This is a genomic window from Rhodococcoides fascians A44A (assembly GCF_000760735.1).
In the GTDB taxonomy this organism is placed as follows: Bacteria; Actinomycetota; Actinomycetes; order Mycobacteriales; family Mycobacteriaceae; genus Rhodococcoides; species Rhodococcoides fascians_E.
In genome coordinates this window covers 1,248,829-1,272,600 of sequence record NZ_JMEX01000005.1, presented here as the reverse complement: position 1 = coordinate 1,272,600, position 23,772 = coordinate 1,248,829, and the positions used below count along the sequence as shown (strand labels likewise).

Below are 23,772 nucleotides of genomic sequence, written 5' to 3'. Positions count from 1 at the left end.
ATCGGACACGTACCCTGTCCAGCATGCGTACTGGACAAACGGCGCCGGATTTTCGGCTACCGGATCACGAGGGGAATGTGCGGTCCCTCGGTGAGTTGCTGGCCAGGGGCCCGGTGGTGCTGTTCTTCTATCCTGCGGCGTCCAGTCCGGTCTGCACGGCCGAGGCCTGCCACTTCCGGGATCTGGGCCGGTCGTTCGAGGCCCTGGGGGCTCAACGAGTCGGGATCAGCACCGACACCACCGACAAACAGTCGCACTTCGCGTTGCAGCGTTCCTTCGACTATCCGCTGCTCGCCGACTCGGACGCCTCGGTGGCGGGCCAGTTCGGAGTCAGGCGTGGCGGGTGGCTCATGCGCCGCCGACGCCGGCAGGAAATTTCCAACCGTTCGTCTCACGCTGCGAAGCGTGGAATCCTCCGTCAGCTCCTGTCGGTGAAGCGAACGACGTTCGTCATCGATCGCGACAGGGTGGTGCGGCTGGTGGTGACGAGCGAGCGTGCTCACGTGCACGCGGACAAGGCGTTGGACTACCTACGCTATCTGGCCTGACCCGGCTTCTCCGCTGAACAGAGGCGTGTACACGGCGGGCTTGCTGTTCTCGGACGTGGATTCGGCGGCAGTTTTGTCAGCGTGGCTGAAAAGAGCCTCGATCTTGATATTCGGTTCCATCTTATGAAGCATGCCCCCGTTCGAGGGAAAACGCCACCTGGACGCGCTGAGCAGCACGCGAGAAAAATATTGACCGCCAACGTTTTTGGAAAGCGACGTCGAGGGGTGGGAGACTGGGCGTCGTGCCCGATCTCGAAACTGTCCTGTCCGGACTCCGTCGCCGCCCCGACGCGGAGGCCGTCAACCTCTTTGCCGTCGACGCCGCGGACCGGCTTCTGCTCGACACGGTAGGCGAATCGGTTTCGGACGTGGCCGCCCGACGGATCACGGTGATCGGTGATCGCTACGGCGCGCTCACGCTCGGACTGCAGGTGCAGTACGGCGTGACCGGCATTCGCGTCCACCAGGATTCGTACACGGGCGAACTCGCACTCGATCGTAATGCGACCTCGGCGGGCATGTCCGGGGCGCACACTCACCACGCGTTGGACCAGTCGTTGCTCAGCGGCGCGGACCTGGTGCTGATGCAGTTGCCGCGCAGCCTCGCAGAACTGACCGAGATCGCCGAGGCGATCGCCGCCCACGCCGATCCGGGGGTGGTCGTGCTCGCGGGTGGCCGGGACAAGCACATGGCGCCGGCGATGAACGCCGTGCTCCGATCGTCCTTCGGGACGGTCACCGCGGGCCGGGGCAGACAGAAAGCTCGCGTCCTGACGGCGTCGAAACCCGTCCCTTCCGAGACTCGAAGTTATCCCGTGACCGCGGTGCTCGACGACCTCGATCTCACCGTCGTCGCGCACGGTGCGGTGTTCGCCGGGGCGAAGCTCGACGTCGGAACCCGGTTCCTGACCGAATTCACGGACCGGATGTTGCCCGGTGCTCGTCAGATCGTCGACCTCGGCTGCGGAACCGGGATACTCGCCTGCCTGCTGGCCCGTGCGCGGAGCGAGGCTCGGGTCCACGCAAGCGACAGATCCGCCGCGGCGGTGGCGTCGGCGACTGCGACCGCGAGGGCGAACGGTCTGGACATCGACGTCGTGCGGGACGACGCACTTTCCACGTTCCCCGACTCCTCCGTCGATCTGATCGTGTGCAACCCGCCGTTCCACGAAGGGGCGTCCCTGCACACCGGCAGCGCCCAGAAGTTGTTCGAGGCAGCAGGGCGGGTGTTACGTCCGAACGGCGAGATGTGGACCGTCTACAACACTCACCTCAACTACCGGCGCGCACTGGCCGACGCGGTGGGACCGACCGCGGTGGCGGGGAAGAACGCAAAATTCACCGTCACCCGGTCGGTCGTCTGACCAGCTCGTCTACTCGACCGGGCCGCCGTCTTCCGGCGTGCCGTCGATCTGGCCGCGATCGCGGCCCCGGTCCTCGATGAGTGTCCCCTCCACGATCTCGGCCTGACGCTGGCCGTCCGCGTAATCGATGTCCGGGTCCTCGTCCGAACCGACGATCTCGTGGTCCACGATCTCCTCGGTCAGCTCGTCGTCCGGAGTTTCCGCCACCGACCGTTCCTCGTCTTCGAGGGCGGTGTCGGGCTCTTCCTCGCTCAGCTTCTCGTCCAGGCTCTCGCCTTCGAGCGCTTCGTTCGGCGTCGTTCCGAACCGGTCGGCCTCGCTGTAATGGTCCGGTGCATCGACGATGTCGTCGCCGTCGTCGTTGCGCACCTCGTCCGAGTCGAGGCTTTCGCTCTGGTCCAAAGTGTCGCCTGGTCCGTCTTCGATACTCATGTGATCCATAGTGCCCGCCGAGGCGCCGCGGGAAACTGCCGGTGTCTGCGCGGTTCGTCACGAAGGAAGGTAGAGTCCGAATTGTCGGAAGTCGTGTGGTCCGACTGGGAACTTTTGTCCGTATGTGGGAGTTTTACGTACAGCTGCCGGTTCACTACCGGTTGTCGGGCTCGGCGCGACGCGACGGGCTCGAACTCGAAGAAGGATTCACCCTTCAGAAAGGACGCGACACGGTGCGCACCTCCAGCAACCCGGTGTTCCGCAACCTGCCCAAGCAAGAGGGCGGCGGATACGCCACGTTCGGCTCTGCGACGGCAGGTGCCTCGCAGGCTGCTCAGCAGTTCGGTCAGCCGCAGGCCTACGGCGATCCCTACCAGACAGGCCCCACGTCGCGGGCGATGACGATCGACGACGTCGTGACCAAGACGGGCATCACGCTCGGTGTGCTCGCGCTCACTGCGATCGTCTCGTTCATCCTCGTCGACGGTAACCCCGGCCTCGCAGCTCCCTTCGTCATCGGTGGCGGTCTGGTCGGTCTCGGCCTGGTCCTGTTCGCGACGTTCGGCCGCAAGATGGACAGCAAGGCAGTCGTGCTTGCCTACGCGGTCGCCGAAGGCATCTTCCTCGGTGCTCTGTCGTTCCTGTTCACGTTCCCGATCCAGGGTGCGTCGGCCGGAACGCTGATCTCGCAGGCCGTGCTCGGTACGTTCGGTGTGTTCTTCGGAATGCTCGTAGTCTACAAGACCGGTGCCATCCGCGTCACCCCGCGCCTGACCCGCATGATCGTCGGTGCACTCATCGGCGTCGTCGTGCTGGCGCTCGGTAACCTCGTCGCCAGCTTCTTCATGGACGGCGGCCTCGGCCTCCGCGACGGCGGACCCATCGCCATCATCTTCAGCCTCGTCTGCATCGGCATCGCCGCGTTCAGCTTCCTGCTGGACTTCGATCAGGCGGACCAGCTCATCCGCGCGCAGGCGCCGGAAAAGGCTGCCTGGGGTGTGGCCCTCGGCCTGACCATCACGCTGGTGTGGCTGTACGTCGAGATCCTGCGACTGCTCAGCTACTTCAACAACGACTAGTAGTCACCGCGAAAGGCCCCGCACTCCTCGTGAGTGCGGGGCCTTTCGCGTTCCTGCGGGTGACTCGAAGGACGCGTCAGCTGAGACGCTCGAGCACCATGGCCATTCCCATGCCGCCGCCGACACACATGGTCTCCACGCCGAACGTCTTGTCCTGTGTCTTCAGGTTGTTCAGCAAGGTCGTGGTGATGCGCGCGCCGGTCATGCCGAACGGGTGACCGACGGCGATTGCGCCACCGGAGATGTTCAGCTTGTCGTGATCGATGCCGAGATCACGTGCCGAACCGAGGACCTGCACCGCGAACGCCTCGTTGATCTCGAACAGGTCGATGTCGGAGATGGAGAGATTCGCGATCTTCAGCGCCCGCTTGGTGGCCTCGATCGGTCCGAGTCCCATGATCTCGGGGGAGGTTCCGGTGACGCCGGTGGACACGATGCGGGCCAGCGGCGTCAGGCCGAGCGCCTTGGCCTTGGTGTCACTCATGATGACGAGTGCGGCCGCTCCGTCGTTCAGCGGGCACGCGTTGCCTGCCGTGACCGTTCCGTTGGGGCGGAAGACCGGCTTGAGCTCGCTGATCTTCTCGTAGGTCGTGCCCGCACGGGGGCCGTCGTCCTTGGACACGACGGTGCCGTCCGGGAGTGTGACCGGGGTGATCTCGCGCTCGAAGAAGCCGGAGTTGATAGCTTCCTCGGCCCGGTTCTGGCTGCGGACGGCCCAGTGGTCCTGATCCTCGCGGCTGATGCCGGTCAACAGCGAGACGTTCTCGGCGGTCTGACCCATGGCGATGTACGCGTCGGGCAGCTCGCCGCTCTCGCGGGGATCGGTCCAGCTGTCCGCGCCCTCTTCCTGCGCCTTCTTGGTGCGTGCCTCGGCGTCGGCGAACAGCGGGTTGTGACTCTGCGGCAGGGAGTCGGAGCTGCCGTGAATGAAGTTGGAGACGCTCTCGACGCCTGCGGAGATGAACACGTCGCCCTCGCCTGCCTTGATGGCGTGCAACGCCATGCGCGTGGTCTGCAGCGAGGAGGAACAGTAGCGGGTGATGGTGGTGCCGGGAAGCGAGTCGTAGCCGAGCAGGACTGCCACGATGCGAGCGAGGTTGTTGCCCTGCATGCCTCCGGGAAGGCCACATCCCAGAAGGAGGTCGTCGATGTCGGTCGGGTCGAGCTCGGGAACCTTCGCGAGCGCGGCGGCGACCATCTGCACGGTGAGGTCGTCGGGACGGATGTCTTTCAGCGAGCCCTTCATCGCGCGGCCGATGGGTGAACGAGCGGTACTGACGATCACTGCTTCTGGCATGAACTCTCCTAGGGTTGATTACCGTGGATACTAAGTTACCGGCGGGTAGGGCTGGTTGTGCGCCTCCGTTTCGCTTCGTCGGCGACGTAGGAAACTCTCCAACGATGCCGCCGCGCGCGGCACGAAACGGCGGGATTCGGCCGCGGCGGACACGTCGGGGAGCTCGGGGAGCGGACCACCGTGCCACTCGCCCAACGCCGCAGCCAGGACAGGAAGCAACTGGCGAGCGGCGAGTTCGTAGCCGGCAGCCGACGGATGGAACCGGTCCGCGGAGAACATCGTGTCCGGGGCTGCGAGAAACTCGGGAGACAGCAAGTCCGCCAACGCCACGGGGTGCCCGCCTGCTTTCAGGGTCGCGTCGGACTGTGCGCGTGCCAGCCGAAGACCCCAGTTCCGGACGACCGTTCGCAGAGGTTGGGGTATCGCGGTCACGACGCCGAGATCGGGGCACGTTCCCACGACGACGACCGTGCCCTTCGCCGTCAAGCGTTCCACTGCGTTGCCCAGTCGCGCGGCCGACGCCGCGATGGAGAACTTCTTGGTGACATCGTTCGCGCCGATCAGAATGACCGCGGCGTCCGGTGGCGGGCCGGCGACGAACATCGCGTCGACCTGGCCCTCCAGGCCTTTCGACGTCGCGCCGCCGATTGCTTTGGTGCTCAGCCGGACCCGCTTCTCGGTTTCGTCGGCGAGCCCACGGGCAACCAGGACTCCCGGTACTTCGTCGGCGACAGTGCAGCCGACGCCCGCGGCAGTCGAGTCGCCGAAGATCATCAGATGAATATCTGCCGAACTCCCGATTCGCCACCGTTCCGGCGTGCGATCACCGGGCCCGTAGACGCCGTCGGCCTCCGGAGGTTTTGCCGTCGAGCGTCCGATCACCCCGCGAGCAGACGTCGCTTGGGCCATCAGATGCTTGTACGCAGCCCACGACGCTGTCCCAGCTGACGAGCCTGCAATCACCGTCGCGGCGCCCGCCTTGGCTGCGCCCTTCCACCGACTCACCGACACGTTCTCTTTCCCACGGTCTGCGCCACACGTCCATCGTAAGCATCCGTTCGCGGTGTCTCGGGGGTACCGAGAAGCGCGTCGGGTGCGATCGAGTCGTTCCGAGGACTCCGCTCCGAGCGCGATCTGGGAAGATGAAGTCATGCGCATCGCTCAGCACGTCACCGAACTCATCGGCAACACCCCGTTGGTCAAGCTCTCCTCTGTTGTCGGCGACAACGCGGGGTCGGTTGTGGCCAAGGTCGAATACCTCAACCCGGGCGGGTCCAGCAAGGACCGCATCGCCATCAAGATGATCGACGCTGCCGAGGCGTCGGGCGAGTTGAAGCCGGGCGGGACCATCGTGGAACCGACTTCGGGCAACACCGGGGTCGGGTTGGCCCTCGTCGCGCAGCAGCGTGGCTACAAGTGCGTCTTCGTGTGCCCGGACAAGGTGGGCGAGGACAAGCGCAACGTGCTGCGCGCCTATGGAGCCGAGGTGGTCGTCTGCCCGACGGCTGTCGCTCCCGAGGACCCCAACAGCTACTACAGCGTGTCCGATCGCCTGGTGCGCGAGATCGACGGTGCGTGGAAGCCCAATCAGTACGCCAACCCGGCAGGCCCGCAGAGCCACTACGAAACCACCGGACCCGAGATCTGGGCCGACACCGACGGCAAGATCACCCACTTCGTCGCGGGCGTCGGAACGGGTGGAACCATCTCCGGAACAGGCAAGTACCTCAAGGAGATCTCCGGCGGCAAGGTCAAGGTCATCGGCGTCGACCCCGAAGGCTCGGTCTACTCGGGTGGCACCGGCCGTCCGTACCTCGTCGAGGGCGTCGGTGAGGACTTCTGGCCGTCGGCCTACGACCCGTCCATTCCCGACGAGATCATCGCCGTGTCCGACGCCGATTCCTTCGACATGACGCGACGCCTCGCACGCGAAGAAGGGCTCCTGGTCGGCGGATCGTGCGGTATGGCTGCCGTCGGTGCCCTGCGTGTCGCCGAGCGTGAAGGCCCCGACGCTCTCGTCGTCGTGTTGCTGCCCGACGGCGGTCGTGGCTACCTCGCGAAGATCTTCAACGACGACTGGATGTCGTCCTACGGCTTCCTTCGCTCGCGCCTGGACGGCAAGACCGACGAGCCGTCGGTGGGCGACGTGCTCCGCGGCAAGTCCGGCGCCCTTCCCGACCTGGTGCACACGCACCCGTCGGAAACCGTGCGTGACGCCATCGAGATCCTGCGCGAGTACGGCGTCTCGCAGATGCCGGTCGTCGGCGCGGAGCCTCCTGTGATGGCGGGCGAGGTCGCGGGCAGTGTCACCGAGCGCGAACTGCTGAGCGCGGTCTTCGAGGGCCGTGCGTCACTGGCGGACCCGGTCGCCAAGCACATGAGCGAGCCGTTCCCCCTCATCGGTGCAGGCGAGAACGTCTCCGACGCCACCAAGGCTCTCGGGGAGACCGACGCCCTGATGGTCGTGGAGGAGGGCAAGCCCGTCGGCGTCATCACCCGACACGACCTGCTCGGGTTCCTGTCCAAGGGCGCCTGACCCCCCTACGTGAGTGGTTGTGTATGGCGGGCCGTACACAACCACTCAAAGCGGAATCAGCGAACCGCGCTGGTGCCGGTGAGTGCCTGCCCCACCACCAACTGGTGTACCTCGGACGTTCCCTCGTACGTGAGGACGGACTCCAGGTTGTTGGCGTGACGAAGCACCGGGTACTCCAGGGTGATGCCGTTGGCACCGAGAATCGTCCGGCACTCGCGGGCGATCGCGATCGCTTCGCGCACGTTGTTGAGCTTGCCGACGGACACCTGTTCGCCGCGCAGCTCGCCCTTGTCCTTCAGTCGGCCGAGGTGCAGCGCGAGCAGTTGACCTTTGCCGAGTTCGAGTGCCATGTTCGCGAGCTTGGCCTGCGTCAGCTGGTAACCGCCGAGTGGCTTGTCGAACACGTCCCGTGTCTTCGAGTACTCGATGGCCGACTCGATGCAGTCACGTGCCGCACCCATCGCGCCGAAGATGATGCCGAAGCGGGCTTCGTTGAGACAGCTGAGCGGGCCACGTAGTCCATGAGCGTCGGGGAGCACGGCATCACTGGGCAGCCGGACGTCCTCCAGCACCAGTTCGCCGGTGATCGACGCACGAAGCGAGAGCTTCTTCTTGACGGTGTTCGCCGTGAACCCCGGCGTGTCCGTCGGGACGACGAACCCTCGTATTTTCTCGTCGGTCTGAGCCCAGACGACGGCGACATCGGCGACCGGGCCGTTCGTGATCCACATCTTGGAGCCATTGAGGACCCAGTCGCTGCCGTCCTTCCTGGCCCGCGTCCGCATTCCGCCCGGGTTGGATCCGTAGTCGGCCTCGGTCAGCCCGAAGCAACCGATGAGCGATCCCTCGGCCATACCGGGCAGCCACTGCTGCTTCTGCTCCTCGGAGCCGTACTTCCAGATCGCGAACATCGCCAGCGAACCCTGGACGGAGACAAGGCTACGAATGCCGGAATCCATGGCCTCGAGCTCCAGGCAGGCGAGGCCGTAGGCAGTGGCAGACGTGCCCGCGCACCCGTAACCCTCGAGATGCATCCCCAACAGTCCGAGTGCGCCCAGTTCCTTAGCCAGCTCCCTCGCGGGGACGGTGCCGTCCTCGAACCAGTCCGCGAGGTGGGGCCGGATACGTTCGCGGCCGAACTTTCGAACGGTGTCGCGGATGTCCTTCTCCTCGGAATCCAGAAGGGAGTCGATGGAGAACAGCTCGTCGACGGTCTGTGAATCAGCCACGGTCAAACGCCTCGTTTCGCTTTGCAGTGTCTCCCGAAGGCTACCGAGAACTCTCGCCTATCAGGCGGGAGTGGAGCCTGCAGTAATGACCCAACCAGGCGGGAGTGGAGCCTGCAGTAATGACCCTATTAGGCTGAAAGTCATGAGTGAGCAGCGCAGCAAGGCAGACAGCAGTTCGTGGCAGGGGTTTTCGACCAAAGCGGTTCATGCCGGTTACGAGCCGGACTCGCTGACCGGCGCGGTCAATGTCCCGATCTACGCGAGTTCGACGTTTGCTCAGGACGGCGTCGGCGGTATGCGCAGTGGCTTCGAGTACGCCCGCACCGGTAATCCGACGCGTCGGCCGCTCGAAGCGAATCTTGCCGCGATCGAGTCGGGCACGTACGGCCGTGCGTTCTCGTCGGGCATGGCGGCGACGGATGCGCTGCTCCGCGCGACGTTGCGTCCCGGTGATCACCTCGTCATTCCCAACGATGCCTACGGCGGCACGTTCAGGCTGATCGACAAGGTGTTCACTCAGTGGGGGATCGAGTACTCGGTGGCCGCGGTGTCCGACGTCGACGCAGTGCGTGACGCGATCCGCCCCAACACCAAGCTCGTGTGGGTCGAGACTCCGACGAACCCGCTTCTGAACGTCGGTGACATCGAGGCGCTTGCCGGTGTCGCCCACGAGAAGAACGCCAAGCTGGTCGTCGACAACACGTTCGCGTCGCCGTACCTGCAACAGCCGCTACAGCTCGGTGCCGATGTCGTACTGCATTCGACCACCAAGTACATCGGCGGGCACTCCGACGTCGTGGGTGGTGCTCTCGTCACCGACGACGAGGAGCTCGACGCGGCGTTCGCGTTCCTGCAGAACGGTGCAGGCGGTGTGCCCGGCCCGTTCGATGCATTCCTGACTCTTCGGGGTATCAAGACCTTGGCGCTGCGCATGGAACGGCACAGCGACAACGCGGAGAAGCTGGTCGAGCTGCTGAGCGGCCACTCCGCTATCTCCCAGGTCATCTACCCGGGTTTGGCGTCGCATCCGTCGCACGAGGTTGCGGCGAAGCAGATGCGGCGTTTCGGCGGCATGATCTCGGTGCGCTTGAACGGTGGCAAGCAAGCCGCCCTCGACTTCTGCGCACGGACCGAGATCTTCACTCTCGCCGAATCGCTCGGAGGTGTCGAGTCGCTGATCGAGCATCCGGGCGCCATGACGCACGCGTCGACAGCCGGGTCGTTGCTGGAGGTCCCCGACGACTTGGTTCGTCTGTCGGTCGGCATCGAGGACGCAGCCGATCTCGTCGGCGACGTCGAGCAGGCACTGGGCTGAATCGGATGCTCGTCGGATTGATCGACTCGGGGCTCGGCCTGTTGCCGACGTCGGCGTGGCTGAAGCAGCTGCGTCCCGAGCTCGATCTGATCCTGTTGATGGATCCCGACAATGCGCCGTGGGGTCCGAAGCCGGACGATGTGGTGATCGAGCGTGTGCTGGCGGCCGCGGATCGTGGGATCGAGGCTGGCGCGGAGGCTCTGGTACTGCCGTGCAACACCGCGAGCGTGACGGCGTTGGCGGACCTGCGTGCGCACGTGGGATCCGTTCCGGTGATCGGCACCGTTCCGGCGATCAAACCTGCTGCGGCACAGAGTGATCGCTTCGCGGTGTGGGCGACGGCAGCGACGACGGCCAGTGCGTATCAAGCGCGACTGATCGAGGAGTTCGCGGCCGGCCGCACGGTCACCGCCGTTGCGTGCCATTCGCTGGCGGAGTCGATCGACCGCGGAGATTCCTCCGCTGTGTCCGCAGCGATTCGCGAGGCCGCCGACCGCACGCCCGCCGACGTGGATGTGGTCGTGCTGGGGTGTACGCACTACCCGTTGGTGGCGGCCGAGATCGCCGCGGCTCTGCCCCCTGGAACTCGGTTGTTCGACAGTGCGGAAGCTGTTGCGCGGCAGGCACTTCGGAGGATCGACGAGCTCGGGAAGTCGACCGGCGGCGGCGGAACGGTCACGGTGTCGATGAGTGGACGAGCAGGGTCGCTACCGGCCAGTGCTCTCGCCCATCGAGAGGGCCGATTGCTGGCGGGCGAGCACATCGTTCACCAGTGACCGCGCGAAGGCTGCGTCTGTTCCGCCGAGTCCGAACACGACTCTGAAGTAGAGCGGGGCCACGACGTGGTCCATGACGGTGCGGTGCGACGGCGCGTCGTCTCCGCGCTCCGTGGCACGCCGCAGGATCGTGTCGATCTGGTCTTCGCGTTTGTCGAGACAACGGCTCCTGTCGGCGTCGCGCATGGCCCCGATCAGGGAGCGAAGCAACGCTGTTTTCTCCGGCCGCGTGATGTCCGTGACGAGGAACTCACACCACACGTGTAGATCACGACGGAGGTCGCCGGTGTCCGGTACGTCGGCATCCGCAGAGAGAACCTCCAGTGCCACTTCGGTTCGGAGAGTGTCGATATCACCCCACCGACGGTAGACGGTGGTCGCGGCGACGCCGGCACGTTGGGCGACGAGCGGCACAGTCAACGGCTCGGCGTTGTCGTCGATCAAATCGGTCACGGCCCGGTGGACGAGGGTGCGTATCCGGGCGCTCCTGCCCCCGGGGCGGCGGACGCTGGACGGCTCGACTTCGGACATTCCACCATTATTGCAAACCGATTGGCTTTAAGCGGCGCCTCGGTCTATCGTGAGTAAAAGCAATGATCTTGGCTTTAGCGACCCGCCCGGAGGCTACGAATGGTCAACACCGATCTCGATTCGACGATTCCCGTCGCATCCTCGCGGAGGATGACCGCGTCGCTGGCCTTCTGGACCGTCGGCGTCACCTATCTGGTCGTCATGGCGTCGTCCGCCGCCCCGTCACCGCTCTACCCCGTGTACCAAGCGTCGTGGGGATTTTCCTCGACGATGCTGACCGTCGTGTTCGCGGTGTACGCCCTCGCGCTGCTCCTGGCTCTGCTCACGGTCGGAAGTCTGTCGGATCACATCGGCCGGAAACCGATCCTGATCGGCGCGCTGGTACTGCTGGCGATCAGTCTCGTGCTGTTCATCGCCGCAGACGGGGTCGGCGGTCTGATCGCCGCGAGAGTGGTGCAAGGCCTTGCCGCGGGTACCGCCACCGGTGCGCTGAGCGCGGCCGTCATCGATCTGCAGCCGAACAGTACGGCGGGGCCCCTGGTCAACAGCGTCGCACCGTCGGTGGGGCTTGCCACCGGTGCGCTGGGGTCGGGGCTGCTCGTACAGTTGGCGCCCGCTCCGACCGTCCTGGTCTACGCGCTGTTGATCGCGGCGGTGGTTCTGCTCGCGGCGGCGGTGGTCTTCGTTCCCGAGACATCGTCGCTTCGCACCATCGAATCGAAACGCCACCTCGCTCGGCTGCTGCTGCCGAGAGCGGCGTTCCCCACCGGAGCGCGCGTTCCGTTCCTCATGATCGTGCCCGCGCTGATAGCGACGTGGTCACTCGGCGGGTTCCACCTGTCTCTGGGACCGTCGATCATCGGCACCGTCTTCGGCATCGACAACCACATCATCGGCGGGGTCGAGATATTCGCGCTGTTCTTCTCCGGCGCGGTGTCCGCTGCCGTGGTGCGGACTCTGCCGCCGCGCACGGTGATGATCGTGGGAACGCTCGTGCTGGCGCTGGGTGTCGCCGCCTCGCTGGTCTCCGTTGCGACAGAGACGGTCCCGCTGTACTTCGTCGGGTCCGTCGTCGCCGGTGCCGGATGGGGAGCGACGTTCCTCGGCGCCATGCGCACACTCGGCGGCCTCGTTCCAGCGGACGAGCGCGGAAGTGTCTTCGCTACGACCTTCGTCCTCAGCTACCTGGCCTTCAGTGTTCCGGCCGTCGTCGGCGGGATCGCGGTGCACACGTTCGGTCTCGAGCCGACGACGCTGGTCTACGGCGCTTTCGTGATCGTTCTCGCGGTCCTCTCGTCGACCGGGTTCGTTCTCGCGTCCCGCAGTGGGAGCGCGAGCTCGGTCGGGTGACACCGAGCACGATCAGCAGGTGCCGCGGTGGCGACGGCGGCCGCGTTCGCGGCACCGTACCTACCCGATCGGGCAGGCACCCACCTGGACGTCGGCTGGTGGGGATGCCTGGCGTGGAGCTGTAACCTTGATCACACGGTAGGGGGATACTCCGCTACCGGAACGTACAGGGGCCCCGATGATCGAGACTGCCGAGACCGGACAGGCGCTGCACGATCTGCACTCGCACCGCAGTTCGGTCGAGGCGCCACGCGTGCTCAAATTCCATGCGCCGGAGATAGTGTTCGGCCAGGATTCACTCGGCGAAGTTGCGCACGCAGCGCTGCGCCTCGGGGCGCAGCGCCCGCTGGTCGTGACCGACGCGGGCCTCATCGACACAGGCTGGGTCGCACAGCTCGGTCATCACCTCGAAGCACAGGGCCTGTCCCCGACGTCGTGGAGCGGGCTGACCCCCAACCCCAAGGATGTCGAGATCGAGGCGGGCCACGAGATCTATCAGGAATCGGGCTGCGACGTCATCGTCGCCATCGGCGGGGGGTCGGTGATGGACGCTGCCAAGGGCATCGCGGTCCTGGCCGGCAACGGCGGCTCGATACTGGACTACGAGGGAGTCGACCGCGCGACGCGGCCGATTCCGCCGCTCGTGATGGTGCCGACGACGTCCGGGACCGGGGCCGACGTGTCGCAGTTCTGCATCGTCACCGACACCACCCGCTCGACCAAGATCACCATCCTCGGGCGCGCACTCGTCCCGGACATCACCGTCATCGATCCTCGGTTGCTCACCACGATGCCGGAATGGCTCAACGCTGCAACGGGTCTCGACGCGCTCACTCACGGGATCGAAGCGTTCGTCTCGCTCGGCCACAACCAGCTCACCGATCACCACGCGCTTCGTGCCGTGACGATGGTGACCTCGCACCTTGCGCAGACGATGGACGTACCGACCGACATGACGGCGCGAACCTCCATGGCGCAGGCAAGCCTCGAGGCGGGCCTGGCCTTCACCAACGCAATTCTCGGTGCCACGCACGCGATGAGTCATCAGGTCGGGGGATTGCTCGACCTGCCCCACGGGGTCATCAACGGTGTGTTGCTGCCTCACGTCATTCGATTCAACGCCGCAGCCGACCCGCTGCCCTACGTGGCAATCGCGACCAGCCTCGGGCTGCCGGAGGGTCGTGGACCGGCCGAGGAAGCAGCGCTTGCCGTCGCCGCACGGGTCGAAGAGCTGGCACGCCAGGTCGGAGTTCCGAAGGGGCTCGCCGAGATCGGCGTCAGCGACGCCGACATCGAGGTCCTCGCCACCAACGCGCTGCGCGACGCATGCATGTCCACCAATCCCCGCCACGCGTCCCACGAGGAGATGGCGGCGTTGTTCAGGACCGCACTGTGACCGCCCAGCAGCCGGACCTGTCGCTGCTGACAGGGCTGCGGTCGGGGAAGAGCACGTTCTATCCGCAGTATCGGGGCGCCGCCGAGCGGCTCGAACGCGTCGTACACGCACTCGAACTGATCTCCAGGGCCTTGGTGCGTACGGTCGACGGGCCGGAGACGCTGATCTGCGCGGTCGCCGAAGCCGCGCGGGCGCATCTGAGTGCACAGTGGGTGGTTTTCGCCCTCGCCGACGGCGCACTGCCGGACGCCGGACCCCGACGTCTGGTCCTCGGGCCGGACGCCACGCCGTTCCTGGTCGACAACGTCGTCGGTCCTCCCTTACCGGACGACGTCGTGGAGTGCCTGGAGTCGATCCGGCTGGCGAGGATCGGCGACGGACGGGAGCCACAGATCGAATCCCACCACGCCTTCGTTCCGATCGCGCTGGACGGCGGTGTGGTCGGAGCGTTCGCTGCGTGGACCTCGACGCATCGAGTGCTCGACGCGACCGACTCCGCCGTCCTCAGCATTCTGGCCAGTCAAACCGCTGTGGCGCTGCAGAATTCCGCTCTGTACCAGAGCAGGCGAGTCCTGCTCGAACGTGCGGAGAGTGCCTACTCCGAAGCACACCGCACCGCCGCGGATCTCGCTGTCCGCAACGCCGAACTCGAAGCCACCCAGCGGCAGTTGGGCGCTGCGCATCGTCACCAGGTACTCGACGAGGAACGCCACCGAATCGCACGCGAGTTGCACGACAGCGTGACCCAAGCAGTGCTGTCCGCGGGCATGCAGATCGAGGTGTGCCTCGGCGACATCCCCGCCGGCGAGCGGGCCGAAAGACTGGATCTGGCCAAGGATCTCACCCGACGTGCCGTCGAGCAGCTGCGGTCGGCCATCTACGCGCTCAATCACGCGCAGGACGCGGATCGCACATCTCTGCCCGAGATGCTCGAACAACTGTCGGTGGTGCATATGCCCGACGAGCTACAGGTTTCGCTTCGCGTGGAGGGAACGCCGGTGGAATTGGGCAGCGACTGCGAACACGATCTGCTGCGGATCGCTGGAGAAGCGTTGTTCAACACTGCCGTTCACGCGGGCGCGCACCGAGCCGTCATCCGGCTCGCCTACCGCGAGGGTGGCGTCTCGCTTTCGATCGCCGACGACGGCACCGGTGACCCCGCGCATCTACGCCTGATGCAGCGGCTGGCGGAGAACAACGATGTCGACGGCCGGCACCGCGGACTCGCGAACATGGCAGCACGAGCACGTGAGCACGGCGGTGTTCTCGAAATCCGCCGGGCCCGAATCGGAGGTGTGCGCATCTCGGTACGCATTCCTTCTCGAGGAGAGTGAGCAATCATGACAGTATCGACGACAGTGGTCAGAATCGTGCTGGTCGACGATCACGCCATCCTCCGTGACGGACTCAGATCCGTCCTCGAACGTGAAGCGGACCTGTCCGTCGTCGGTGAAGCGTCGTCGCGAGCGGAAGGCCTCGCCGTCGTCGAACGCGTGAAACCGGACATCGTGCTCATGGACCTCAAGCTGTCGGCGAGTACCGATTACGAGGGCTTGGCTCTGTGTGCGCAGCTGTCCGGTGCGCACCCGACCATCGGTTTGTTGGTGTTGACGACGTTCCTCGACGACCGACTCGTTGTGGAGGCCGTGCACGCGGGGGCGCGGGGATACGTCGTCAAGGACGTCGACACCACCGAGTTGGTTCGAGCGATTCGGGCCGTGTCTCGTGGTGAGAGTGCTTTCGACTCGCGCAGTGCGTCAGCGGTCATCCGATCGCTCAACGGTCAGGGATCTGCCGTGGAGCGTCTCACCGACCGTGAACTGGAAGTGCTACGCCTACTGGCAACAGGGTTGTCCAACAACAGCATCGGCACCCGTTTGTTCATCTCCGCGACGACGGTCAAGTTCCACGTCAGCAACATCATGCGCAAACTCGGGGTGAGCCGGCGGGCGGAAGCCGTCTATGCGGCAAGCAAGCAAGGTCTCATCTGATCGACACCACCCGTGCATCGGCGGGCGTGGTGTCGAGAACCAGCCAGCCGCCGTGGAATTCGTCCACCTCGTAGGGCAGGGTTGTGCTCAGCCCCAACGCCGTCAGTGCGGCAGCGTCGAACGTCCTGACGTGTCCGTGGCAGGCTGTTGCCTCGGCCTCGAACGGGACCGCGATCACGACGCGTCGGCGGGCGATTCGGATGGCCTCGGCGACGATTCGTCCGCCCAGTTCCTCGTCCACGTGCTCGAGCAGATGAAGCGCAGTGACGGTGTCCGCGCTGTTCGGCGCTACCGGAATCCCCGACGCGTCGCAGGTGAGAACGTCGAGCGTGGCGCCCAGGTGCGGGGCGACGGTGCGCAGCAGAGTCATCGTCCCGGCGGACAGGTCCGTGGCGGTGACGTCGACGCCGTCGAGGGCGAGCCGGAGCGGGAAGAAGCCGAAGCAGGATCCGAGATCCAGAACTGACCCCGTGACAAGGGTCTCGGCACGTGCATGAACAGGCGCGAATTCGGCTGCACCCGAGAGGAGGTCGTCGAGCGAGTTTCGATAGTAGGTCGTCCACGCCTGCAGTGGATCGGCCACCGTGGTCAGTACCAGCCCCACCATGACGAGTTCGAACTCGCGCTGCGACAGAGTCAGATCCGTGATGCGGTGGACCAGACTCTCGCCGATGTGCGTGGACGTCAACGCGTGCTCGACGCGCAGTGGCGCGGAGCACCGCACCTCGACTGCGCCAGGCGGGAGGGACTCGGAGTATTCGACGGTCACGCTGTCGTGAGTCCATCGCCTCTGGTGGGCTGGGGCCAGAGCGTCGAGTTCGGTCATGTCGGATCTTTCCTAGGGGGTGCGCGGGCTCGGTGCGCCGGCATCGGCGTCGAGACCTCCGTACAGGGTGCGAGCGCCATCGGAGAGCAACGAAGCGAGGTCCAACTCGTCGTCCGTCAACCACTGCTCGTACGCCGAGATTGCCACACCGAGGACCATCCAGCCAACGGTTCGCGGAAAATGGTCGGTGGGCTCGGAATCGGTTCGGGCCGCCACGTATTGGGCGATCACCTCACGCCACCCCTCGTACATCAGCATCGAATAGCCCTGCAGTGCTGGATTGCGGAGGATGAGTTCCATTCGCTGGCGATGAACGGGCGTCTCGTCGTCGGGAAAAGTATTGAACTTCAGGAGTGCCGACCGAATGCCGTCGGCGAGCGAAATGTCGTCGGGAAGCGAATCGAGCAGGCTGCGTAACGCCGTCAACTGCTCGTCGAAATCACCCCACGGCACCGCGTTCTTGGATGCGAAATATCGGAAGAACGTACGACGGGCGATCCCCGCGGCGTCGGCGATGTCGTCGACGCTCGTGGTGTCGAAACCGTTCTTGGCGAACAGTTCGATCGCGATATCGCTGATCTGCCCCCGTGTCGTGGACGGGCGACGACCTACCCGGCTGGACGGTTTCTTGCGACTGACCACTTTTTTCTCTCCGATAGGTGTCTTTGTGCACTCGATGCCATTATGGTGGTGAACCAAGTCACTGTCACCGATGACTGTGACCCATCCGATAAGTCTCGCCGATGGAGGTACACCGATGTCTCAGAACCCGAAGACCGATGTGACGAACGCAGCCGTGGTCGAATCCGACCTGATCGAAGAATCGCTGGTGGAAGAAGTGTCCATCGACGGCATGTGCGGCGTCTACTGACATGTCGGCACCCGTGAAGGCACTCCCAGCCGTGGACCTCGACGCTCGGTGGGCTCTTCACCCGCAGGTGGCGCTGCGCCCCGAATCCTTCGGGGCGCTGCTCTACCACTTCGGGACACGGAAGCTCTCCTTTCTGAAGAATCGCACGATCGTAGCGATCATCGAATCGTTCCCGCAGCATCCGGACATGAGGTCCGCGATCTCCGCAGCCGGAATCGACCAGTCGGCCTGCGCGCCGTACGTCAGAGCGCTTGCCACTCTGGCCGATTCGAAGATGATCACCAAGCTCTGACGCCCGAACCAGCCCTTCGGGCGCCGGACACCCCTCAACTCCAAGAGGACAGCGAAATGACCTCCATGCTCGAAAGACCGGCACCACCACCCGCGGTGGGCAAGCTGGTCGACCAATTCGAACTCGGCCTCGACGCGCCGATCTGCCTGACCTGGGAACTGACCTATGCCTGCAACCTCTCCTGCGTGCATTGCCTGTCGTCCTCGGGTCGACGAGATCCCCGTGAACTGAGCACCGAACAGTGCAAATCGATCATCGACGAGCTGCAGAAAATGCAGGTGTTCTACGTCAACATCGGTGGTGGTGAGCCGACGGTTCGATCCGACTTCTGGGAGCTCGTCGACTATGCGACGGCCCATCAGGTCGGTGTGAAGTTCTCGACCAACGGAGTGAAGATAGACAAGGACGTGGCTGCTCGTCTGGCTGCCTCCGACTACGTCGACGTACAGATCTCGATCGACGGTGCCACCGCCGAGGTCAACGATGCGGTACGCGGACCCGGTTCGTTCGACATGGCCTGCCGTGCACTGGAGAACCTGCGTGAAGCCGGGTTCGAGGACGCCAAGATCTCCGTCGTCGTCACTCGCCACAACGTGAGTCAGCTCGACGACTTCAAAGCGCTTGCCGACAAGTACGGTGCGACACTGCGTATCACGCGACTTCGGCCCTCGGGACGCGGAGCTGACGTCTGGGACGATCTGCATCCGACGGCGGGACAGCAGCGCGAGCTGTACAACTGGCTCGTCGCCAACGGCGAAGGTGTGCTCACCGGAGACTCCTTCTTTCACCTGTCCGCGTTCGGTGACGCACTGCCCGGTTTGAATCTGTGCGGCGCCGGCCGTGTCGTCTGCTTGATCGACCCGATCGGAGACGTCTACGCCTGCCCCTTCGCCATCCACGAGCAGTTCCTCGCCGGCAACATCGTCCGTGATGCGAAAGACGGTATGGGCGGGTTCCAATCCGTCTGGCAGACATCGGAGTTGTTCCAGGAACTGCGGTCGCCGCAAACGTCGGGGGCGTGCACCAAGTGCTCGTTCTTCGACTCGTGCCGCGGCGGTTGCATGGCTGCGAAATTCTTCACCGGCCTCCCCATGGACGGTCCGGATCCCGAATGCGTCATCGGTAACGGCGAACTCGCGTTGGCTGCGGCGGGGGAGATCCCCAAGTCCAGCGTCGATCATTCTCGGTCCGGTGAACGTAAGACACCCCGCAAATCGGTTCCGCTCACGTTGATGATGCGGCCCCCGGCAAAGATCTGCGACGAGAATCCCCTCGCAGGAATGGAATAGGAAGAAATCAGTCATGGCCAAGAGTGCGTGGTTCGAAACCGTTGCCGAGGCGCAGCGGCGTGCCAAGAAGCGTCTACCCAAGTCCGTGTACGCCGCCCTGGTGGCGGGCTCGGAACGGGGTATCACCGTCGACGACAACACCGCGGCGTTCGGCGAGCTCGGTTTCGCGCCCCACGTGGCAGGTCTGTCGGACAAGCGTGACCTGGCGACGACAGTCATGGGGCAGCCACTCTCCTTCCCGGTCATGATCTCGCCGACGGGTGTGCAGGCGGTGCACCCCGACGGCGAGGTCGCCGTGGCCAGGGCGGCGGCGGCACGCGGAATTCCGATCGGCCTGTCCTCGTTCGCGAGCAAGTCCGTGGAGGAAGTCACGGCGGCGAACCCGCAGACGTTCTTCCAGATGTACTGGGTCGGTTCGCGAGAAGTGCTGCTGCAGCGCATGGAACGTGCACGTGCAGCGGGCGCGGTGGGTCTGATCATGACGCTCGACTGGTCGTTCTCCAACGGTCGCGACTGGGGTAGCCCGTCGATTCCGGAGAAGATGGATCTGAAGGCGATGTGGCAGTTCGCGCCGGAGGGCATCACCCGCCCGAAGTGGCTGTGGGAGTTCGCGAAGACCGGGAAGATTCCCGATCTGACCACCCCGAATCTCACCCCGCCCGACGGTGGTGCGGCGCCGACGTTCTTCGGTGCCTACGGCGAATGGATGGGTACCCCACTTCCGACGTGGGAGGACGTCGCCTGGCTGCGCGAGCAGTGGGGTGGTCCGTTCATGCTCAAGGGGGTCATGCGCGTCGACGACGCCAAGAAGGCCGTGGACGCGGGGGTCAGCGCGATCTCCGTGTCGAACCACGGCGGAAACAACCTCGATGGAACCCCGGCACCGATCCGAGCGTTGCCCGCAATCGCCGATGCCGTCGGCGACCAGATCGAGATCACCCTCGACGGTGGAATCAGGAGGGGGAGCGACGTCGTCAAGGCCCTCGCCCTCGGCGCCAAGGCCGTGTTGATCGGCCGAGGTTACCTGTGGGGTCTGGCCGCCAACGGTCAGGCCGGTGTGGAGAATGTTCTCGACATCCTGCGCGGTGGTGTCGATTCGGCAGTTCTCGGTCTCGGTCATTCGTCGGTGCACGACCTGTCGCCGTCGGATGTCGTGATGCCGCTCGGATTCGACCGGAAGCTCGGCGTCTGACCGAGAGTGTCCAACGACAAGGAGTGGTTCGAGACTGTCGCGGAGGCACAGCGGCGCGCGAAGAAGCGGCTTCCCCGATCCGTGTATTCGGCGTTGCTGGCCGGTTCCGAAGAGGGCATCACGGTCGCGGACAACACGGCTGCATTCGCCGAATTGGGATTTGCACCCCGAGTCGCGGGATTGTCCGATGCACGCGATCTGTCGACGACGTTGATGGGTCAGCCGATGTCGTTCCCGGTCGTGATCTCGCCGACGGGTGTGCAGGCGGTACATCCGGACGGTGAAATCGCGGTGGCCAGAGCTGCTGCCGCGCAGGGTGTTCCGATGGGGTTGTCGTTGTTCGCGAGCAAGTCCATCGAGGACGTCGTCGCGGCGAACCCGCAGACGTTCTTCCAACTGCACTGGGTGGGGTCGAGGGACTTCCTGTCTCACCTGGTCGAACGAGCGCGTGCAGCGGGCGCGGTCGGGCTGATACTGACGATGGACTGGTCGTTCTCGGAGGGCAGGGACTGGGGGAGCCCGGCCATTCCGGAGCGGGTCGATCTACGCACCATGGCTCGGTTCGCGCCGGAGGCCGTCTTGCATCCTCGGTGGCTGGGACAGTGGGTGCGCTCGGGGGCGATCCCTGATCTGACGGCTCCGAATCTGACCCCTCCCGGCGGCGCTCCACCGACGTTCTTCGGCGCGTACCGCGAGTGGACGAGGACACCGCTCCCGACGTGGGAGGACATTGCGTGGCTGCGTGAGCAGTGGGGTGGACCGTTCATGCTCAAGGGAATCGCACGCGTCGACGACGCGGAGCGAGCCGTCGACATCGGTTGCACGGCGCTGTCGGTGTCCAACCACGGCGGAAACAACCTCGACGGAACACCTGCGTCGATCCGCCTGCTGCCCAGCATCGTCGACGCTGTGGGGGAGCGGGTCGAGATCACCCTCGACGGTGGGGTCCGCCGGGGCAGCGACGTCGCGAAAGCCGTCGCCCTCGGTGCACGCGCGGTGTTGATCGGTCGTGCGTACCTGTGGGGGCTGGCGGCCGCAGGTCAGCCGGGGGTCGAGAACGTTCTCGACATTCTGCGCGGAGGCCTCGACTCCGCGGTCCTCGGCCTCGGGTGTTCCTCGGTGCAGGACCTGTCACCGTCGGACATCGTCACCCGCACAGGGTGATCTGGCTCGCACTGGATCTCAGGAGGTCGAGCAGCTCGGGATCCTCCGGATCGAGCCGTCCGGTGCGGCCGATCACGGCGATGCACCCGGAGACCCCACCCGTGTCGTCGCGGACCGGCACCGCCACGGCGGACCTGCCCATCTTGATCTCGTCGCGTTCCGTGGCGACGTCGGTGGCACGGATTCGACTGAGCTCGATCGCGAGGTCCGCGAGGTCGACGATGGTGTGGGATGTGAACTTACGCAGATCCGCCAACGAGTTTCCGTCGGCCCGATTGGCCAACAACAATTTTCCGATCGCCGACGCGTGCACGTGTGTCGTCAGGGCCGTCTCGCCGGTGAGCTCGTGGTCCGGGTCCCGATCGAGAAGCCGGATGCGGTCGCCGGCGTACGTCGCCAGATAGACCCCGAAGCGGGTCCGACCTCGTACCGTGTCGATCACCTGTGAATAGTCCACCTCCGTCGACGGTGCGGCTCCGGCGAGCTCCCGCGTTCGACGACCCAGAGCGAAGCCCGACAGATCGTCGATCCGTACGAGAAAGCCGTCGGCCACCAGGATGTTGAGCAATCGGTACGCCGTTGCCGGCGGCGTCGACGTCGCGTGGGCGATTTCCTTGGCCGTCGCACCCGAACCGAGACGGGCAACGGCTTCGAGCAGCGCAAGTGCCTTCTGGACTGCGCGGGGTTCGTGTCCTCCGAGCTCGTGGGTTCGTGCGGTGCGAAGAGCCATCAGCGCGATTCGGACGCAGGAGATTTCACCAGGGCAACGGCTCCGCGCGAATTCTCACCGTACGTCACCGCTCCGGGCAGTACGTCGTGACTTTCCGCGCTGTCGAAGACGCCGACGGCGTCGAGCGACCGGGGCCGTCTGTGGTGGAGAACCGCGCGCCACGCCAGTCCGGACGCGCCGAGCAGACCGAGCATGACGAGCAGCGTGATGTTCTGCTGCACACCGACCGTGAACAGAAGATTCGCGAGAATCGCCGTGCCGGAGGCACATGCCAGCACTCCGGCGCACACGACGGGTGTCGTCAGCTCGCCGATGCGTCGCAGGAACGCCACTGCAGCTACGGAGGCGACGGCGTATCCGACGATGACGGCCGCACGGGCGAGCAAGCGAACGTCGTCCAGGAACCGGAAGTTGTCGAAGATCGGGATGCCGGCGGCGATCGCGAGCAGCGAACCGAGCCCGACGACGAGTCCGACGACGATCCAGAGAGCAACGTGCGGGGTTCGGAACACTCGGTGCACGCGGGCGACTCGGCGCGTGACCACGTTCTCGACGCCCATCGTGTACAGCAGGCGCGACGCCGCATTCGACGATGCCATGGCCGAGGCCAACCACGAGAAACTCAGGCCGAGATTCAATGCCACGACGAGCCACGCGTCGATACCCGTCGACGTCCCGTGCTGGTAGGCACCGACAAGCACGCCGCCGCGGCCGGACCAGACAGCCCACGCGGCGAACGTGAACAGCGCACCGCAGATGATCGGGGTGAAAAGGACGGTTCTGGTGACGTTGACGAGAGGCCGCTTCGCCTCCGGGGCGAAGAAGGTGGCGCTCTCGAAACCGGCCAACGAGAACATGGCGCCGAGCGCGACGATCATGAGTCCGTTCGGCGCCCCGGACGGTTCGATCTCGACCGGGCCGCTGCTGGGAAACACGAGAAGGGCGGTGATGAACAGCAGCGAGCAGACTTCCACTACGAGGATGGCCGTCGCGGCGAATCTGACTCCGCGGAGCAGACATCCGAGCATCGCCGCTGCGATCACACCGTGCACCGCGGCGATACCCAGGATTCCGCCGGTGGGCACGCCCAGCTCGTGCAGAACCGTTCGGACGGCCTGTCCTCCGAAGTACAGGGTCATTGCGCCACTCGCGCAGTATTTGCACAGCATCGCTGCGCCCACGGTCAGTGCGCCCCTCGGTCCCGACCCCTTGACCGCGAAGCTGTACAGACCTCCGGACGAGGAGAACCTCCGGGTGAACTGGGAGACACAGAAGGCGATCAACGACACCACGATCGTCGCCGCCAGTATCGTCAGAACACCGGCGAGCATGGTCTCGTGGGTGAGCATCGTGAGCGGCAGAATCACCATCGATGCGGCGGGCGCCGTCGTGGCCACCGACTGCGCGAACATTTCGACTCCCGACAGCTGCCGACGGCCGAGGGCGCGCAACGGTGACAGTGCAGGGCGCTCGGGCTCCCGCGCTGCGAAGGACGCGGTGATGGCGTGTTCCAGTGCAGACATGATGGCCGAAAAATAGCCGTGAATTGTTGCGCCCCGATTTC

24 protein-coding genes are annotated in these 23,772 nt (G+C 65.3%); 15 read left to right on the top strand and 9 right to left on the bottom strand.

Features of this window, described 5'->3' with window-relative positions:
* The first annotated feature begins 23 nt into the window (after positions 1 to 23).
* Positions 24 to 548, top strand: coding sequence for a peroxiredoxin (locus BH95_RS09495; RefSeq protein WP_026347498.1), 525 nt, complete (start codon positions 24 to 26; stop codon positions 546 to 548).
* Positions 549 to 790: 242 nt separating this feature from the next.
* Positions 791 to 1,912 (top strand): class I SAM-dependent methyltransferase, encoded by a 1,122-nt coding sequence (locus BH95_RS09490; protein ID WP_037181678.1) that lies wholly within the window; start codon positions 791 to 793, stop codon positions 1,910 to 1,912.
* A 9-nt stretch (positions 1,913 to 1,921) separates the two neighbouring features.
* Here the strand turns inward: BH95_RS09490 and BH95_RS09485 are convergent, their stop codons facing one another.
* Positions 1,922 to 2,344 (bottom strand): hypothetical protein, encoded by a 423-nt coding sequence (locus BH95_RS09485; RefSeq protein WP_037181945.1) that lies wholly within the window; start codon positions 2,342 to 2,344, stop codon positions 1,922 to 1,924.
* 233 nt (positions 2,345 to 2,577) lie between these two features.
* Between BH95_RS09485 and BH95_RS09480 the strand changes: the two genes are divergently transcribed.
* Complete coding sequence (locus tag BH95_RS09480; RefSeq protein WP_026347500.1) at positions 2,578 to 3,423, top strand: Bax inhibitor-1/YccA family protein; 846 nt, start codon at positions 2,578 to 2,580, stop codon at positions 3,421 to 3,423.
* Positions 3,424 to 3,499: 76 nt separating this feature from the next.
* Here BH95_RS09480 and BH95_RS09475 read toward each other — a convergent pair whose 3' ends face one another.
* Together BH95_RS09475 and BH95_RS09470 are read right to left on the bottom strand one after the other, a co-directional pair.
* On the bottom strand, positions 3,500 to 4,720 hold the full coding sequence (locus BH95_RS09475; protein ID WP_033189876.1) for an acetyl-CoA C-acetyltransferase: 1,221 nt from the start codon (positions 4,718 to 4,720) through the stop codon (positions 3,500 to 3,502).
* A 30-nt stretch (positions 4,721 to 4,750) separates the two neighbouring features.
* Positions 4,751 to 5,731 carry an SGNH/GDSL hydrolase family protein gene (locus tag BH95_RS09470; RefSeq protein WP_019663490.1) on the bottom strand — a complete coding sequence of 327 codons (981 nt, stop codon included), beginning with the start codon at positions 5,729 to 5,731 and terminating at the stop codon, positions 4,751 to 4,753.
* A 139-nt stretch (positions 5,732 to 5,870) separates the two neighbouring features.
* Between BH95_RS09470 and BH95_RS09465 the strand changes: the two genes are divergently transcribed.
* Positions 5,871 to 7,256, top strand: coding sequence for a cystathionine beta-synthase (locus BH95_RS09465; RefSeq protein ID WP_027498704.1), 1,386 nt, complete (start codon positions 5,871 to 5,873; stop codon positions 7,254 to 7,256).
* 56 nt (positions 7,257 to 7,312) lie between these two features.
* Here the strand turns inward: BH95_RS09465 and BH95_RS09460 are convergent, their stop codons facing one another.
* Positions 7,313 to 8,485, bottom strand: coding sequence for an acyl-CoA dehydrogenase family protein (locus tag BH95_RS09460; RefSeq protein WP_037181675.1), 1,173 nt, complete (start codon positions 8,483 to 8,485; stop codon positions 7,313 to 7,315).
* A gap of 142 nt (positions 8,486 to 8,627) precedes the next feature.
* Here BH95_RS09460 and BH95_RS09455 point away from each other — a divergent pair, with 142 nt between their 5' ends.
* Together BH95_RS09455 and BH95_RS09450 are read left to right on the top strand one after the other, a co-directional pair.
* Positions 8,628 to 9,800 carry a cystathionine gamma-synthase gene (locus BH95_RS09455; RefSeq protein WP_033189877.1) on the top strand — a complete coding sequence of 391 codons (1,173 nt, stop codon included), beginning with the start codon at positions 8,628 to 8,630 and terminating at the stop codon, positions 9,798 to 9,800.
* 5 nt (positions 9,801 to 9,805) lie between these two features.
* Positions 9,806 to 10,576, top strand: a complete 771-nt coding sequence (locus BH95_RS09450; RefSeq protein WP_020111194.1) for a glutamate racemase — start codon at positions 9,806 to 9,808, stop codon at positions 10,574 to 10,576.
* On the opposite strand, the gene BH95_RS09445 is transcribed toward BH95_RS09450, so the two are convergent.
* The gene (locus BH95_RS09445) at positions 10,508 to 11,107 is read right to left on the bottom strand and encodes a TetR-like C-terminal domain-containing protein (RefSeq protein WP_019663495.1); all 600 of its coding nucleotides are present in this window, start codon (positions 11,105 to 11,107) and stop codon (positions 10,508 to 10,510) included. The two genes, BH95_RS09450 and BH95_RS09445, sit on opposite strands and share 69 nt — an antisense overlap.
* A gap of 99 nt (positions 11,108 to 11,206) precedes the next feature.
* Here BH95_RS09445 and BH95_RS09440 point away from each other — a divergent pair, with 99 nt between their 5' ends.
* The 4 genes from BH95_RS09440 (at position 11,207) to BH95_RS09425 (ending at position 15,844) form a co-directional block, all read left to right on the top strand.
* Positions 11,207 to 12,457 (top strand): MFS transporter, encoded by a 1,251-nt coding sequence (locus BH95_RS09440; protein WP_037181674.1) that lies wholly within the window; start codon positions 11,207 to 11,209, stop codon positions 12,455 to 12,457.
* A 178-nt stretch (positions 12,458 to 12,635) separates the two neighbouring features.
* Positions 12,636 to 13,853, top strand: a complete 1,218-nt coding sequence (locus BH95_RS09435) for an iron-containing alcohol dehydrogenase (RefSeq protein WP_019663497.1) — start codon at positions 12,636 to 12,638, stop codon at positions 13,851 to 13,853.
* Positions 13,850 to 15,187, top strand: a complete 1,338-nt coding sequence (locus tag BH95_RS09430; RefSeq protein ID WP_019663498.1) for a MadS family sensor histidine kinase — start codon at positions 13,850 to 13,852, stop codon at positions 15,185 to 15,187. Before BH95_RS09435 ends, BH95_RS09430 begins: the two co-directional genes overlap by 4 nt.
* 6 nt (positions 15,188 to 15,193) lie before the next feature.
* The gene (locus BH95_RS09425) at positions 15,194 to 15,844 is read left to right on the top strand and encodes a MadR family response regulator transcription factor (RefSeq protein WP_026347503.1); all 651 of its coding nucleotides are present in this window, start codon (positions 15,194 to 15,196) and stop codon (positions 15,842 to 15,844) included.
* Here BH95_RS09425 and mftM read toward each other — a convergent pair.
* Positions 15,837 to 16,670 (bottom strand): mycofactocin oligosaccharide methyltransferase MftM, encoded by an 834-nt coding sequence (mftM, locus tag BH95_RS09420; protein ID WP_020111192.1) that lies wholly within the window; start codon positions 16,668 to 16,670, stop codon positions 15,837 to 15,839. The two genes, BH95_RS09425 and mftM, sit on opposite strands and share 8 nt — an antisense overlap.
* A 12-nt stretch (positions 16,671 to 16,682) precedes the next feature.
* A complete protein-coding gene (gene mftR, locus BH95_RS09415) occupies positions 16,683 to 17,312 on the bottom strand; it encodes a mycofactocin system transcriptional regulator (protein WP_019663501.1) in 630 nt (209 codons plus the stop codon).
* 115 nt (positions 17,313 to 17,427) lie between these two features.
* Here mftR and mftA point away from each other — a divergent pair, with 115 nt between their 5' ends.
* From mftA to mftD (BH95_RS09395), 5 genes are read left to right on the top strand one after another with little or no spacing between them, the layout of a single operon-like run.
* Positions 17,428 to 17,541 (top strand): mycofactocin precursor MftA, encoded by a 114-nt coding sequence (mftA, locus tag BH95_RS28225; RefSeq protein ID WP_019663502.1) that lies wholly within the window; start codon positions 17,428 to 17,430, stop codon positions 17,539 to 17,541.
* Position 17,542: 1 nt separating this feature from the next.
* The gene (gene mftB / locus BH95_RS09410; RefSeq protein WP_037181672.1) at positions 17,543 to 17,833 is read left to right on the top strand and encodes a mycofactocin biosynthesis chaperone MftB; all 291 of its coding nucleotides are present in this window, start codon (positions 17,543 to 17,545) and stop codon (positions 17,831 to 17,833) included.
* Between the two features lie 56 nt (positions 17,834 to 17,889).
* The gene (gene mftC, locus BH95_RS09405; protein ID WP_026347504.1) at positions 17,890 to 19,122 is read left to right on the top strand and encodes a mycofactocin radical SAM maturase; all 1,233 of its coding nucleotides are present in this window, start codon (positions 17,890 to 17,892) and stop codon (positions 19,120 to 19,122) included.
* Between the two features lie 13 nt (positions 19,123 to 19,135).
* Entirely contained in the window at positions 19,136 to 20,314 is a 1,179-nt protein-coding gene (gene mftD, locus BH95_RS09400) for a pre-mycofactocin synthase MftD (protein ID WP_020111190.1), read from the top strand.
* Between the two features lie 6 nt (positions 20,315 to 20,320).
* A complete protein-coding gene (gene mftD, locus BH95_RS09395) occupies positions 20,321 to 21,478 on the top strand; it encodes a pre-mycofactocin synthase MftD (protein ID WP_037181670.1) in 1,158 nt (385 codons plus the stop codon).
* Here mftD (BH95_RS09395) and BH95_RS09390 read toward each other — a convergent pair.
* Together BH95_RS09390 and BH95_RS09385 are read right to left on the bottom strand one after the other, a co-directional pair.
* Entirely contained in the window at positions 21,462 to 22,208 is a 747-nt protein-coding gene (locus BH95_RS09390; RefSeq protein WP_019663507.1) for an IclR family transcriptional regulator, read from the bottom strand. The two genes, mftD (BH95_RS09395) and BH95_RS09390, sit on opposite strands and share 17 nt — an antisense overlap.
* Positions 22,208 to 23,731 (bottom strand): APC family permease, encoded by a 1,524-nt coding sequence (locus BH95_RS09385; RefSeq protein ID WP_037181668.1) that lies wholly within the window; start codon positions 23,729 to 23,731, stop codon positions 22,208 to 22,210. The genes BH95_RS09390 and BH95_RS09385 overlap by 1 nt, the downstream gene beginning before the upstream one ends.
* Positions 23,732 to 23,772: the final 41 nt, after the last annotated feature.